Here is a 16,168-nt window from a genome sequence, read left to right on the forward strand (position 1 = left end):
TTAAACAATATAGAGATACACTTCCACCCTAAACGACCCGGTTTATCTCATTTTTAATTATTATCATACAAACCGTTATATTCCTATATTCCGTATATTCGCAGTCGTTTTGAGATGCGCCCTTTCAGTATCGTGTCAGAAATAAAGTTAATTATTTGAACAACCGCACCATATCGCGTCTCGATAGACTGAAACGAACTCATAGCGGATGGTGAATCCATGAATGGTCATTTGATACTTCCTGCAGGTTGTCCGGGGACCAAAAGAAAACCCCCTGAAACCCGAAAGTTTCAGGGGGCATACTTATCCTGAATTTAGTGAATTGATCTAAACAGAAAATGGATCAACTCAGTTCGTTTTGCTGTCATCTCCTTCCGGCTCTGGCAGACGAACCAGCAGCCAGGTCTGAGTCTTCTCTTCATTGAAGTGCACCAGGACATTCGTCTGATCCTGAGTCAGATTGTAGATCCCGGTCTCCATGACCAGCCCCGGGTTGCTTCCATCAGCGAAATGCCAGGAAGCACGTTGATTATCCTTATCCACCATCCCTTCCACCGGGTGAGTCACATCGGTGATATCATTATAGAACGTGCCGGCAATCACGCCTTCCTTATCGACAGCCAACTGCAGAATCATATTCGTATCTTCTGAGTCGGCATTAGTGATGGCATAGACCCCCAGGGGCATCCACTCGGTCTTTTCTGCATTTTGGTCAGACTCCTGTGGCGCGGAGTCCGCCAGTGTCATGGCCTGCTGATAATATTCATCAGCGGTCGCGACCTGCTGATCGCCGTAATACACTGAATTGTCCTGGTAATAGATATTCGAACCGTACTCGTAGTAGGAAGGAGTATTCCACCAGCCGACAAACCAGGAGGTTAGAGCCACTGCTGTCACAGGTCTCCACCAGTAACCGACCGGATAACGTCCCCAGTAACGCTGATAACGCCAGGCGGGAGTATTCCAGCCTGGTCGACCGGCCCACCAGGCGCGATTGAACGCATTCACATGTCGGTTATTCCAGTTATTGCGCACGTTATTCCCAACGCGAACGCGGTTGTTATTGATCTGATTGATGGAAATGTTGTTCTTGCCGGGACCGCGATTATCCACAATCGTCCCTGGACGGTTTCCGGGGCGATTTCCGCTGCCGGGGCGGTTCACAACATCGGGCCGGTTGCCACTCCCCGGACGATTAATGATTTCCGGTCCCTTGCCTCCGCCGGGACGATTACCAGTTCCAGGTCGATTCACGACATCCGGCTTATTTCCACTGCCAGGACGGTTAATGATCTCGGGCCGATTTCCGCCACCTGGTCTGTTGCCTCCACCGTTGCCGGGCAGATTTAAGAAGTCCTGCAACTGTCCTTGTGTGGGACGGTTACTGAAATCAGGTCGATTACCTCCGCCCGGCCGGTTACCGACGTTGGGACGATTTCCACCGCTCGGACGATTTCCGCCACTGGGTCGATTTCCGAGATTAGGACGGTTCCCTCCGCTGGGTCGATTCCCCCCGCTGGGTCGGGAAATATTCGGACGCGAAGAAGGTCGGCTCATCGAAGGGCTGGGCCGGGAAAAGCCTCCCCCACCGCCTCTGCCTCCACCACTGAAGCTTCTCCCTCCTCCTCCTCCGCCGCCGCGGGCACCACCTCCTCCCCCGCGTCCACCACGCGAGTAAGCGTCATGTGTTACAAGAGAGACTGATAACAAAGCTACTAAAAATGCAATTTGGGGAGTTCTCATCATTTCCCACCTTATCTTAAAGCTGTTGATTTTTGATGACTGCTGGAACAAAACTGATTACTTGCGGACAATGGTGATTTCATCAACACCCGGCAAGAGTTCTCCATCCACCTCGCGTCCCAGAGAACGAAAGGTAAACGTATTCTCATCAATTTTGGTCATGACGTTGACCCCGGACGCCTTCTCTCCGTTCGCCAGGACCTGCAAGGTGCGGACCGTCCAGCGATTCTCATTTTGCGTCCAGATCCCGACGCCAAACCCACCTTCGGAATCAAACAGCCAGGAACGGATCGTTTTCTTAATGGGATCCCAGCCGATCACCTGGGTTCCTTCCAGTGCAATGCGATCCTGAATATGCACTTTAAAGGAACGTGTCATAAAGTTTTTATTCTTCGTCCACTTACAGACCGTTTCCACTGAACCATCGGCTCCTTCATCCACCCAGGTTCCAATCATCCATTCCAGGGACTTCAGATGCTCATAATGAGTCTGCGGAACCACCACGGAATTTTCCGTCACATTGTCCAGTTTCCAGCCTGCGGGAGTTTTGACATGCACTGCAGAATACTCCGTGATACTGGGTTCCTGCTCTGGCAAAATCACTTCCGCCACCCCGTTCTCTACTGCAACTCCGGGAGAAATCAGTCGGATATCGACACTCTCCAGCTCGATTTTGGCTCCCGGAGAGTCCTGAAAATACTGAGTAAAACTTTTCTCCAGTTCTGCCTGACCTTTGATGGTCTCTCCTCCCGGCGGAGTAAACTCTCCTTCCGGAGTCCAGTGACCGGCGACCGCTTTGGCATCTCCTTTGTCAAAAGCAGTTTTGTAAGAGGAAATGGCAGCACGGATCAGGTCTTCCTCTTTCGGTGTCGCGTCATCAGCATGGACAAACTGCCCCGCTGAAACCAGCAGTAAAAGAACCATTAGAACTCGACGCATTTTCAATTCTCCAGAAAGGGTCTTTTCAATCGGGAATTCAGTCCTCGCAGCGAACTCCCAGGGCTCACGAAGATCATCTCAGGTCAATGTGCGGCACGCGAAACAGCTGAGAAAGGTAGTGCATCGGTTCCTGTGGCCCAACAGAATCATTCACCAGCATTTATCTCGGGCACGGATCATGACCTGTCTTTATGTTCGCATAATCGTATTTAATTCGCCAGAAGTTATGATTCTTTCTCTACAGATTTTCATCAAATCGGTGCGAGCAGGCAGTCAGGTTTCGAATCAACGATCGGGCATGCATCCCGGGGCGCTGCAGTGCGGAAATTCTGAATAGCCTTCCAACCTTCCCGGTTTCAGCGTTTCCCTGCACAGTGCGAGATGCCCGGCAATCCGGGGAGAGCTAATAGCGAGGCGTTTCTCTGTACTTCGTGATTTTTTCCAGAGCCGCCTGAATGTCCTGATCTTCAGGGGACGCCGCCTGCAGGCTGCGATAGCTGTCTTCCGCTGCATCCAGCAGGTGGTAAAACAACTGCAACCGGGCCAGTTCTTTCAGAATCGGTTGATCTGCTGGAAGGCGTGCATGTGCCTGCTGCAGCAGCCCGAGTGCTTTGCCGGGTACGCCCTGATCTTCGTACAAAGCGACCAGTTTCAGAATCGGTTCGCTTAACTTAGAACTTTGCAAATCTGAATCACTGTCCAGTGAAGCCGCGATATTTTTTTCCAGTTTGATGCGTTCCAGTATGTTCTGCGCTGCTTCGTTGTTCGAATCCTTCACGGCATTCAATTCCTGGACCGCCTGATCGGTCTTCCCGTGAATGAGCGCCAGCCGGGCCAGCCAGACGTGTGCCTCGTCCCGTTCCGCAGGAGTTGACAACTTCGAATCGAGCACCTTTTGCGCATACAGATCGGTTTTGTCGAACATTTCCAGCTTCCACATGTTGGCAGCAATTTTTAAATAGCTCTCCGGCTTTTCGAATTGCACTTTGCCCTGCGACTCCCGAACCGCTTTTTGCCGCTTCAGTGCCAGTTTAATCCCACTGGCCAGCGTGCTGCGGATCTGTTTCTGTCCCGGTGTCCGACTGGCGCGGGCAAATTCTTCCAGAGCCCGGTCGTACTCGTGTTTCCCCAGGTAAGCCCAGCCCAGTGTCCCCATAAATCGGGCATCATTCATTCCCTGCAGTTCAAGATCGCTAATAAAGGCAATAATCTCGTCATACTCTTCGGCTTTCATTAACTGATTGAGATAATTCATGCAGACGGAGATGCGGCGCGGGTAGCGTGCCAGTCTTTTCCTTGCCAGTTCCATTGACTCTGCTTTCCGAAAATACTGTTCCCGGACCGTGCCCTCATAGTTGGGTTTTACTTCAATTACAACAATTCCCGATTCTTCATAGACGGGAGTCATTCGGTAAATCAGATCGTCATCCAGCAGGTACCGGGGGAACATGTCATTCGTGTATTTCCCATAAGAGACAAGGTAACAGGGACCGATCGCCTGAATGGCCTGATGCAACTGCTCGATATTGGAAGGTTCAAAATAAAAGCGTCTTTGAAAGCGATGACTGGAGGTGGAGACTTCTCCCCGTCTGGTCAGCACACGCGCATGCGGAGCGGTATGCTGGTTGAGCCACTCTCCCGCTTTGACAAAATCGCTGGCAAACATGATCAGGTCTTCATTGGCCAGTTCCTCTTCACTCTCTGTCTTCATCAGATGATTGGTGGAGATCAGATTGGCATCCACCCAGGATTGTGACAGCAGCAGACAGAAGACTCCCACCAGCCCCCCTGCGGCGAGCACTTTCTTCAAAACAGCACGCTGACACAGCAGAGACTCTCCAATATAAAACAGGCCTGCAGGAACAAAGACCAGCACCACGGGTAACAAGGGGAGGGAAAATCGAGTCTGCATCCACGGCCAGAGCGACAAGACCCCAAAGGAAAGGCACAAATACAGGAAGCTGACGGCGCCCCCCCGTTGCCAGCATTTGAGCATCCCGGCAAAGGCTAGTAGTAACACGATCACGCTGGCCAGCGAATAGATAACCGAGGAACCTGGCAGAAAATGATACTCGCCGGAGAGCAGCCCACCGTATTCAGGAACGGTTCCGGGCATTCCCGGAAAGAGCTTTTGGAACAGTCCCTCAAAATGGACCAGCAGGCGATTCAGCATACTGATGGCGGTACCAACAATTCCCGAATTTTTCATTTCTTCAACGGCAATGGAACTGTAACTGATGCTCTTGTATTGACTGTTCCTGATCATCCAGAGGACTGTGGCTCCCAGCGCCAGCCCCGCAGGGATCAGACAGATCCAGCGCTTGCGACTGACTACGGCCCAGAGTCCGACTGCCAGGATCATCGCAACACCAATGGTCCTGAGGAATGGCAGGAAGACCAGTAATCCTGTCAGGCAGGCCAGTTTTCCCAGGGACCAGTTTTCATCGCCAGCCGAAAACAGATACAGCACTGCCAGCGTACAGGCCATAAAGGGCATTTCACTCATTACGATGGTTGAATAGAGCAAAATATAGGGATTGGTCAATAAGACCAGACTGACCAGTAGCACCGACCACTGCAGAGGGGAACGATTCTCTGACGGCTCTGGATCCTCTTTCTGAATCAGGCGCCAGGCGAAAGAGTAGAAAATCCAGATCATGAACAGTGCCGTGATCAACACTGTCACTTTTGCCGCAATCACATCATAGGGCGCTATCAGCGCCGCAGGGATCAGCAGGACTGACATTCCAGGTGGACGTAACGTGAAATACGGCTCACCCGGCCGATCAAACTGTCGGTATTCCTGGTGCTCGATCAGCCCTCGGGCCATCAGCACATAATCGCCGCTGTCAGGGTTATAAAAATAAAACTGATTGAATCGGGCTACCGCTAAACCTGCAAAGACAACCAACAGCAGTATCGGCAGCTTCAGAGAGCGAGTCGCCTGTAAGGGATTTTCCTGATTCATATTACTCTGGCATTCTGTGAAACAAGACGCACATGATTAAAAATACTGTAAAACGGCCATGGAATGACGGGATGAATTCACAAACGCAATCCCCAGGAACAACCATTTCGTGATTTGAAAATACTGTCACTGCTCGAACCTCTCCTGTTTTTCAGGCTGGTTATCGGATACAGCATTTCGACCTGCCGTTCCAGACGGTCGGTCGTGTACTCTGATGGCATGCATTAATATATCCCTGACACCAGGACGGGGGCGGCATTCCACCATGAACTGAAATGCAAACATTGCTGGCCATAATTTTGCCAGTAGTCCGGCTATCCAGCCGAGACATATTCCCGTTCTACCAGGCATCACAGCTGAAAATGGAGCACCGACGGCATGGACAGACTCAATATCATATCCGCAGTCCTGCAGCATCCGTAATAGAGATCGACGCGTAAACAGCCGTTTGTGCGTGATATCCAGGATTCCCCGCTCAGCATAATTAAAACGTCCACACAACAGATTCAGGCGTACCACCGCGAAAGCAACATTCGGCGTTGAAAGGATCACTGAGGGCATCTCCGGGTATGCCGTAAAATGCCCCTGTTCTCCAAAAGGATCCTGTTCTGCCTCGGTGGAAAGATCTCGTTGACTCAGATCACTGTCTGCCAGGGTACTGCCCGAGACTGGATCAGTCTGAATGCCTTGAGAGCTCATCAGAGATTTTTCTCGCTTTTCCCCATTTTCATTTCGCAGAGTCAGCAGAAATTCCTCTGGATTCGCCAGATGTTCAATGACATCCAGTAATAACAATGTATCGTAGTCCCTCAGAGTGACGGACAGAATATCCTTTTCCAGATCTGCGAATATAAAATTGCTCATCATACCCGGTCGGGGTTTTGAACAATCAATGCCGGTCACCTCTATTCCCCGCTGCTCACACTGGCTGGCCACATACCCCGGACCACAGCCAATATCGAGTACTTTGTGGGCATCTCGCTTTTCCAACAGCTTTAGAGCAAGTGCATGTGATGAGTAATCTGCCAGAGTTTTATCACGATACCGGTCCGTAGAATGATTCCTCAACTTTAAAGAACAGAGTATGCCCCACTGGTGCATTTTATATTGAATTATGGCAACCAGAGCGTTCCAGGAATATTTCCATCCTCTGGCATGATTAATTTGAATGTCATCGTTCAGCGGAATCGCAATTTCCCGCACACGGGCTCCCACATGTGCCGCCTGCAACAAAAGTTCTCTGTCAAAGTGGAGGTCATTGGTATTGATCTCAAATGGAATGGTTTTCAGGAACTTTGTTGAATAGGCTCGACAGCCAGTCTGATAGTCCGTCAGATTCAATCCGGTCATCCAGTTCTGAAACCGATCTAATATCCTGTCACTCACAGTCTGATAAACGTGTTTTTGCTCCGCATGACCACTCTGTCTGGACTGTTGTCTACGCGATCCCAGGATGATATCCGGCTCTGATGCTCTCCAGGTCTCTATCAACTCTGTCAATAGACCAGGAGCATAGCTCCCGTCACCATCCAGTAGAATCAGGCAACTGTATGCGTCATCTACGGCAACGCGGAGACCAATTTTCTGATTCCCCCCATACCCTTGATCAATCCGATTTTTCAGAATAGTGACGTTATAAATTTCATGAGCCATCAACCATTTTTTCAGTAAGAATGGACCGTTGCCTGAGGGGCCAGCATCATTCACCAGTAACTGAATATCTTCCCGATTAAACAGCTCGAAAGGAATCCGCTCAAACAGATCGTAGAGGTGCTGTTCCGCTTCATAAGCGACAACATAAATCAGAAAACGAACTGTCGGAATTAACTCTTGCATGTTGCGGGGCCAGTTACAGCCTGTTTTTAAAAAATGTTTCTCGATCAGGAATCCGACTCGGAGTTTGCTTTCCTGACAGACTTGAAATCGGGAGATAGAAAACGGATCCGCATAATCTGATTGTCCAGGTAATGAGCCTGCTTAGTCAGTTCTCCTGCCGGGAAGAGCGGAAAGAGATGTTCTGGTTTTAATTCTTCTCTTTCATATCCCAAATAAACCACCCAGACTGGCGATTTTGCTGACTCTTTGAAAACGTTCAGGTAGCTGTCCCAGTCCTTTCGAAACTGATACATAAAAAAATGAAACTTCGGGATCGTCACCACGCGGTATTTCCCCATCTGATACTCGCTATAGCCTCCCTCAAGCTGTTTCCCATGTGTCACCTGGCGACCAGCAAGATAATATTCCAGTACATTACGGGTACTTTCATCTGTCAGGATCACCTCCCCTGCGGGAACCGTATCCTGGATTAACCTGACAAATCGATGTGCTGCTTCAGGTGTCTGAGTCGTTTTGAAATTAAATATGATGGGGACGGTGTAGTTCACGATCCAGAATCCCAGCACACTTGCCAGCGCCACATTTTTCCACAGACCGCGGTGTTGAAACAGAAATAATGTAGAAGCTGATAGCCCCAGGGCCACAAAAGGAATCAGCCACATTGAATGTCGAGTATGTCCCAGGGGGTAAATGCGAAATTGAAACAATAACATGGCCAGCAGCAGCGGAAGCAGAATCAACATCCCCCGCTCAATCGCGATGATATAAGAACCCGAATGCTTGTAGGCCACTTTACCCAACCTGATTGCGCCTGGCAGGAGACAAGCAGCAATCAGGAGCCCCATAAATCCAGCGGTAAATTTAATAAACTCCAGCAGACGCATCAGTGGGATCTTCCATGGTTCAGTATTCTGAACGGTGTAATCACTGTCCCTGATCCAAAAGTCCCACAGGTCAGCCTGTGTATCACTATTGATAAATATGCGGACATGACCAAAATACAGAGCCATACAGACTCCCAGAAGTACCACCTGTGTGAGAGCCCAGACTATCACCAGCTTTCCGGGTAATGTTCCAGAGAACACACGCAGTAACGTTAACAGCCCCAGGACAAGTAAAAACCAGGCTGTGTTGTAGTGAGTCAGCATGGCCAGAGTAAGACAGGCCACACTTATGATCAGGGCCGAAAGGGAATGTCTCTGTAAAAACCGCTCATGAAAATAGAGTGCTGCAAAAATAAAGGTTAAGAGAAGAGTGTAGCAGCGCATCTGCGCACCAAGATGAACCATCGGCATGGAAAAGGTGAGAAATACGAGTCCCACCAGAGCAGGTTTCTCCCCCACCATTTCACGCAGCCAGAGGTATCCGAGAAATAATGCGGATCCACTAAAGATCAGAGCAGGCAGCCGCAGAATCACTTCAGAGTCCCCCACATTCAACCAGAAATGGTAGAACAGAAATACCAGTGGAGGATGTGTATGAATTCTGCTGGCGAGCCAGACATCTTTCAGACTCGTTTCTCGAGCCGCCTGAAAGTGCATCGCCTCATCGAAATCCAGATAGAAAGTATCCAGCAATCGAGCTCGAAAGACGAGTCCTGCCAGTATGATTCCAGCAACCAGAAACCATACTGCAGGCGAGGTACGTTGAGGAAGCTCTGTATCAACATGCCCGTGCCCCTCCCGCGCAGTAACGGCAACTGGCTCAACAGCAGATTCTGATTCTTTCTTTTTCACTGCTGACTGCACGGTCCCGACCTCGAACGATCGCCTGAACTGACTGACATCTGATATTTTCCAAATGAAATCTCATGCACGGCTTCCAGCTGAGAAAGTGGCAATATGAAATCACGTCGAACTGATGAACCTGATGTCAGTAACAATACAACATCAGTTTTTCACTATGGGAACAAACCAGTTTCAGACACATTCAGCGACAGATCCATCGGCCATAACCCACTGGATTGTCTTCCAATAAAACAGTGCCTGTTTTCGAAACCTGTATAAAAAGCAATTTCTGTTCCATTTTCACTACCGGGAAGAAACGGCAGAGGAGTCGATAAAATGAGAGACTGCGGTACAGAGAAGCGAAGATACAGACAAGCCTAAGCCACTACAACACATCAGGTTGCACCGTTGCAAGGACGTAATTACAATCCCTGTTACTGCACCGGAAGCGGGAGCTCTCGTTTCTTGTCTTTAGCATGTGAATCAGTAATGTAAACTTTCCTTCACAACTTGAAACTACTTACTGACACCCTCTCCCTGAGACTTTCGCAGTGATCAGGAAAGTTCATGCATTTCCGGCAGCCACTGGTACCAGCCTTCAATGTGCCCGCGCATCAGTTTTTCAATTGACACCCCGTCTCCTTTGCGGAGGATTTCAATCAGTTCCTGATGGCTTTCGATGGTGATCTCTTTGACACGACCAGTGATCTTTTCGTGCTGGCGATGCAATGCAGCCAGCCATAATTCCAGGGAGGGACGCAGAGATCGCCAGGTCGCGATTAACCGTGGCCTGCGACTGGCTGCAACCAGCAGCCCATGGAATTCAATATCCAGCTGACTGATCTCAGCGACACTGGTCGAATTCTGCATCGTGGCAATATTTGCTTCCAGTGCCGCGTAGTCGGCTGCAGTCGCTTCAGCCGCTGTATGGACCGCCACCATTGGCTCGACCGCCAGCCTGAGCAGGTACAGATCTTCAAAATCAGCGGCGGTCATCGTGGCCACGCGGGTACGACCACGCTCATCAAACTCGACGATGCCATCCCGTTCCAGAATCAGCAGTGCTTCACGCACCGGGGAACGGCTGACGCCTAACGCAGACGACAGTACCGGTTCGCTGAGCATGGTTCCCGGTTCATGCAGTCCCTGAATGATCTCATCGCGCAACCGGGCCTCGACAGCCTGCGTCAAAGTCTGGCGTTTCAGTTTCGGCTGGCCGGTTGAACCACCGGCAGAAAATTGATCAACACTCATAACAAGATTCCTGTTTAGACTTCTGCCAGACGCTCGGTTGCGTCCCCAAACTGATCCAGATGCAACCCATAACGATCCATCAACGACAGATACAGGCTGCACATCTTCCGGTTCGATTTGCCCAGGTAATTGAGTACCCTTCCAGTTTCCAGCTTTCCTCCGCCTCGACCGAGAATGACGACCGGCAGTTTGGTCGCATCATGGCTTCCGGTGAGCATACTGCTGCAGTACATCAGCATGGTATTATCCAGGGCCGTCCGTTCGCCTTCCTGGACCGCATCCAGTTTTGTTGCGATATAGGCCACCTGCTCCAGGAAGAATTGATTGACCTTGAGCCAGTCGTCCGACTCCTGATGCGACAGCAGGTGATGGATCATGTAATCCACGCCCAGATTGGGGAACCTCAGGGATGAATGATCGTTATTGAGTTTTAAAGTACAGAAACGGGTCGCGTCGGTCTGGAAAGCAAGCACCAGGATATCACACATCAGCCGCATGTGCTCGGCGATATCCTGCGGTATGCCGTCTGCGGGACGAGGCAGATTCGGTTTTTCCAGGGTCGGTCGCCAACCCTGTAATTCACCACGCTGCCCGGCCCGGTCAATCCGCTGTTCCACTTCCCGCACCGAGTTGAGATACTCATCCAGTTTCTGGCGATCGCTGCGACTGATCCCGCGCCGCAGATCCCGGGCATCACTGAGCACCGCATCCAGCACGCTCTGATCGCTTTTGCTGGCATCTTTGCGGAAGAGTCGATCGAAGGCCAAAGCGGGATAGACTTCCAGCGGAGTGGGCGTTGTGGGTGAACTCCAGGAGATGTGACTGCTGTAAAGCATCGAATAGTTTTTGTGGACGGACGGATTTGATTTTTCACACCCGAGTACCAGGCTGGGCACTTTTGTCGTCTGGCCATAATGCTGGGCCAGCATCTGGTCGATGCTGATCCCGCTGCGAATTCCTCCCCCGGCTTCCAGCGGGGCTCCGCTCAGAATGTTCCCGGTCTGAGAACTATGGATATTGCCTTTCAGCGCCTCTTCGTTATACAGCCCCTGGATGAACAGGAGTTTTTCCCGGTGCGGCAGCAGGGGTTCCAGGACCTTGCCCAGTTCCATTGTTTTTCCGCTCCCTTTCGCCCACCAGTGCTCGCGATGAAATCCATTCCCGGAAAACAGGGCGGCAAAACGAATCGGAGCTTCTCCCCGAACTGCGTTCGTTCCCGCTTCTTCTCCCCAGACTCGCAGTGATTCCAGCCAGGGCAACGCCATCGTCACTCCCAGGCCACGCAGCATGGTTCGTCGACTCGTCAAAAAAGCACCCATCTGTAGACTCCTTGAATGGCTTGAATGCGTCTTTTATATCCAGTTCACTCGTTATCTTAACAACTTCTTACCGTTTAGTCCGCCTGCAATTGACTGAGGCTCTGCTGCTCCGCACCACGTATCATCCGAAACTGGGGACTGAGAACAATCGCCTCAATCGCCGTTGAAATCCGATAGTCCACTTTCGGGAGTTGCTGCTCAATTTGCTCCAGCAGGGGTTGATCCGACAGCTGCACGGATCGTCCCAGGGAGTATCCCAGCAGACGCCGGTTAAACGCCCGCAGAAAATCGGATCGCCGCTCATTCAGCAGATAATTCCGCAGACCGGCGATGCCTTTGACCTTCGTGCCATCAGGTAAGACCGAGGCATCATCGATCGTATGCCCCCCGGCGTCTTTGTTTCTCAATCGTCCGATCCCATCAAACTGCTCCAGCGTAAATCCGAAGCCGTCAATCCGCTGATGACACTTTGCACATGCGGGATCCGCACTGTGTTGTTCGATTAACTGCCGTTCGGTCAGGTTCGCGGGAACTTCCTCCGGCAGGATCGGAACATTTTTCGGAGGACGGGGCAACTTTTCCCCCAGCAGAAACTCCGACACCCAGTTCCCTCTCAAAATCGGACTGGTCCGTGAAGCACCCGCCTGCTTTGAGAGCGTGGCTCCCATCGCCAGGATGCCTCCCCGGGAATGTCGTTTCACCCCTGCCACTCGCTGCCAGTCCTCTCCTGTCACGCCGGGCAGCCCATAGAATTCTGCCAGCCGCTGATTCACCAGTGCGTAGTCCGCATCCAGAATCGCCAGGATCGAGCGATCCTCTTTCAGGATATCGGTGAAGAATTGAATCACCTCTTCATACATGTCACCGCGCAGTTCGTGGAATTGTGGGAAATGCTGCTGGCTTTTCTCGTCAAACTGATCAAAGTTTCGCACGTGCAGCCACTGGCAGCCAAATTCAATGGCCATCCGTCTGACTTTGGGGTCCTGCAACATTCGCTGTACCTGTTGCTTCAGGATCGTGGGATCACTGAGCTTGCCTTTGTCCGCCAAGGTACGCAGTTCCTGATCGGGCAACGAAGACCAGAGAAAATAACTCAAACGGGATGCCAGCTCCCGGTCAGAGACAGGGACCGGTTTCATTCCGGCAGGTGCCTCTTCGGTCCGGTAGAGAAAGACGGGAGAGACCAGCACCCGCGCCAGTAGCATCTCGATCGCTTCTTCATGCGAAAGTTTCTGCTGCTTTAATTGGGCATACAGGGTTTTGAGCTCTGTCTGTTCTGCGGAACTCAAGGGACGGCGCCAGGCACGATCGGCAAAATCGAGCACGGCCTGGACATGCACGGGCTCTGTTAGTGACTGGCGTTTGCGGAATGCGTCTGCCTGTTTCATGATTCCCTCACGCATCGGAGTGAAGGCACTCGGGTCGGCGTCCTGGGTCGCAAACTGCCAGAGTTGTTCGTAGGCATCGACCTGTCTGAGAGGTGAGCGGCTGATAAAATGCAACTCGTCCCACAACCGGTTCAATTCATCGATCTCGTGCTGGTTTAACATCAGCCGCTGTAGATGATCGTCTTCCCGATAATACAGAGTTAAGGTGACCACTTCGTCGACGGGTACGATGCGGGTATAACAGAGCGCGGAAGGAAACAGGTTGCGGAACTCCGCAAACTGGGCCAGAACCCGCTCCTTAACACGACTGTTTTCACTGATCACTACCGGCGAAATCGGAATCACCGGTTTTTCGCCGTCAGACCAGGTCGCTTTCTTACCGCCGCTCTGAAAGGCCCCTGCGTGCAGATTGGTCAGCGACTCCGGTTTCTCGGTCGTGACTTTCAGTTGAACGGTTCCCTGCGCACTGGTCGGCGCGTGCAGGGAACCGGTTGCTGCCAGTTCCGCCCCTGCCACCAGGCCAGCAGGTAGAGTCACTTTGATAACCGCAGGAGCCTGCACACAAAGTGAAGTCGGCTCCAGTGGCATACCTGAAGGATGTTTTCCGAATAACTGAGGATCCAATCCGTATGTATTTTCATCGGGCAGATTTGTTTCCAGTTTCTGCCCCGCCTGATACTGGTTACGCAGTTCCTGAAAGGCGGGGCTGCTGAAGGAAGTAAACTGCTGATACAGCCTGCGGTCCGGCGCGTTCTCGGGCAGCTGATCCGCTCCCCCTGTCAGCAACTGCTGTAATTCATCCGCCAGTTGTTTCCGTTGATCAAGGTCAGACGCGGTCTGCCAACGGGCTAATAGAGACCCGGCAGGTACGTCGACACGCGAGACCGGCGTATCGGGTTCACTGAAGAAGTGCCAGACACCCTGGTTTCCCTGCAGGTCCGCGTGCGGGTTACCCGCCAGAATGTCAGCCGAGATTTCGCGTGCGAGATTCCATGCTTCCTGTCCTGGAGCAGTGGGCGAAACTGTCAGATCGACGTCTGTCAGATCGCAGGAGTGATTTCCTTCACGGGGCCCGATCCCAAGCAGCAGGAGATCTCCGGTCCGGACCTTCAGCGGTTCTGTCAGCTTAACAGGAGAAGCCTGCTTCGTCGTCGCATCCCCTGAGGCCAGCATCTGCCGTGTACCGCCCCTCCACAACTCCAGTCGCCAGTCGACTCCATTACCACAACCGATGTGCGCCCGCCTGACAGTCCCCTTCACATTGACAGTGCCGGTCAGCGGACTTTTCCAGCCGATGATCACCCTGCGCTGCGGAGTGGGATGCACGGCAACATGGTGCGGGAGCATTTCTCCCGGAATCCGGACGCTCAGGTCGGACGAATTCGCCACCACGCTCAAGGCGTGCTCACCAACCCAGCCTTTGACGAAATCATAATTCTGAAGACTCTGTGCCTGGTTGGTGATGTACCCTTCGATGGTCGGCTTCCGCCCATCCAGTCCCAGACAGGCAAACCAGGCAGCCAGTATCGCCGGTTCTACTTTGTGTTTCGCTGCCAGTGAGTTCAGATCGATGGGTTCCTTCGACGCTTCCACTTCCAGGGCTGCATTCAGACAGGCCGCCGTACTCTCCAGCAGACGCTGGCGGTACGTGGTCAGGTAAGCTGTGAACTGCCGAACCTCGCGTAAAGGTAATTCCCGCTGACCGGGGATGATCAGACGCGGATTCTGCCAGACAGCGTAATCGCCCTCATTGCCATCACCGGCGGTACTGGTCGCCAGATAGACTGTGATTGCTTCCCCCTCTTTCGCAGGGGGTAACTTGAACCGCAGCTCCTGACTTGTGGTGACTGGCTGAACCGGCACCTGCCAGGCCTGGGGCCCCCCTTTTTTACCGATGTGTCCCACCGTGGTGAATCGCCAGAGTGCCTGCTGCCACTCATGAATCATCTCTGCTAACCGTGGTACATCATCTGGTTGAGCTGACCTCCAGACAGTCCGAATCTGATCGAGCACTCCGGAGGAAGTTTTGTCATTCAAAGCCTGCCAGAGCAGCGTCAGATATTTCTCATTCAAGGAATATTCCCGCGCGACCATAGCCAGACTCTTCTTTCCTGACTGCAGAGCGGCTCTTTCTTTCAAGGTCGCCTTGAGATACGCTTCGACGGGCAGTCGCCCACCGCCATTCGTCTCAAACCGGATTCCCTGCAGATTGACTGCGGTTGCCCCTTTGCTCTCGGTATAGCGTGCGTAGAACGCGCGGATGGCTGCCAGTTTCTCATTGGTCCAGTCTCTGCGGGTGGTCTTCGTGGAGAATTCGATCCCGTCAGGCAGCAGGACGGCATGACTGGCGATTTTTTTGCCCGCTTCCAGGTATTTCTGTACCAGTGAGGGGGACATCACCAGCGAATTCCCGACATTCGTGAATCCCTCGCCGGCGGCACTGTCGACGGGAAATTGCTGAGCCGGATGCAGAGGGACGCCGGTCAGATCCTGAATCGTGTAAGTAAACTCGGCGTTATTCAGCCGCCTTAACACAACCGGACCGGGATCGCCGGCATTTGCCTGGGCTTCCGCATCGAGCACCGACTGTACCCACTGCTGCAGGGATTTCAGTTCTGCAGTCGTGGGCTGAGGGTCGGCTTCTTTGGGGGGCATTTCCCCATCCCGGAGCATCTCCACCACCCGTTGCCAGGGAACGACATCCCGGCGGATGTCGGCCACGCTGTGGAACCGCTGCAGATCGAGTTCCCCCTGACTGTCAGCCGAACTGTGACAATCCAGGCAGTATTTCTTCAACACAGCCTGCTGCTTTTCCGTAAAACGCGACTGCAACTGTGTAAACGGATTCTGTGACTGGGCTGCAACGGAGTCGACAGCGAAGAACGTCTTCGCGCATATCAACAGCAGACAGAAACCAGCAAGGTGAGACCTCGAACGCATGCGACACTCCCTACCTGTTCACGAAAGTACAATGCCTGTCGGGAGAAAGGGCCT

At 52.3% G+C, this 16,168-nt stretch carries 8 protein-coding genes; all 8 read right to left on the reverse strand.

What is annotated here, in order from left to right; translation table 11 throughout:
- Positions 1 to 348: 348 nt before the first annotated feature.
- Positions 349 to 1,557, reverse strand: coding sequence for a hypothetical protein (locus Enr10x_RS15600; RefSeq protein ID WP_197997232.1), 1,209 nt, complete (start codon positions 1,555 to 1,557; stop codon positions 349 to 351).
- Positions 1,558 to 1,800: 243 nt separating this feature from the next.
- A complete protein-coding gene (locus tag Enr10x_RS15610; protein ID WP_145450604.1) occupies positions 1,801 to 2,682 on the reverse strand; it encodes a YybH family protein in 882 nt (293 codons plus the stop codon).
- Between the two features lie 403 nt (positions 2,683 to 3,085).
- Positions 3,086 to 5,650 carry a hypothetical protein gene (locus tag Enr10x_RS15615; protein ID WP_145450605.1) on the reverse strand — a complete coding sequence of 855 codons (2,565 nt, stop codon included), beginning with the start codon at positions 5,648 to 5,650 and terminating at the stop codon, positions 3,086 to 3,088.
- A gap of 126 nt (positions 5,651 to 5,776) precedes the next feature.
- On the reverse strand, positions 5,777 to 7,486 hold the full coding sequence (locus tag Enr10x_RS15620; protein ID WP_145450606.1) for a methyltransferase domain-containing protein: 1,710 nt from the start codon (positions 7,484 to 7,486) through the stop codon (positions 5,777 to 5,779).
- Positions 7,487 to 7,530: 44 nt separating this feature from the next.
- Entirely contained in the window at positions 7,531 to 9,027 is a 1,497-nt protein-coding gene (locus tag Enr10x_RS15625; protein ID WP_232093453.1) for a glycosyltransferase family 39 protein, read from the reverse strand.
- A gap of 741 nt (positions 9,028 to 9,768) precedes the next feature.
- Positions 9,769 to 10,467 (reverse strand): GntR family transcriptional regulator, encoded by a 699-nt coding sequence (locus Enr10x_RS15630; protein WP_145450608.1) that lies wholly within the window; start codon positions 10,465 to 10,467, stop codon positions 9,769 to 9,771.
- 14 nt (positions 10,468 to 10,481) lie between these two features.
- The gene (locus Enr10x_RS15635; RefSeq protein WP_197997234.1) at positions 10,482 to 11,786 is read right to left on the reverse strand and encodes a DUF1552 domain-containing protein; all 1,305 of its coding nucleotides are present in this window, start codon (positions 11,784 to 11,786) and stop codon (positions 10,482 to 10,484) included.
- A gap of 74 nt (positions 11,787 to 11,860) precedes the next feature.
- A complete protein-coding gene (locus Enr10x_RS15640) occupies positions 11,861 to 16,114 on the reverse strand; it encodes a DUF1592 domain-containing protein (RefSeq protein WP_145450609.1) in 4,254 nt (1,417 codons plus the stop codon).
- Positions 16,115 to 16,168 lie beyond the last annotated feature (54 nt).

Source organism: Gimesia panareensis, assembly GCF_007748155.1.
Lineage (GTDB): Bacteria > Planctomycetota > Planctomycetia > Planctomycetales > Planctomycetaceae > Gimesia > Gimesia panareensis.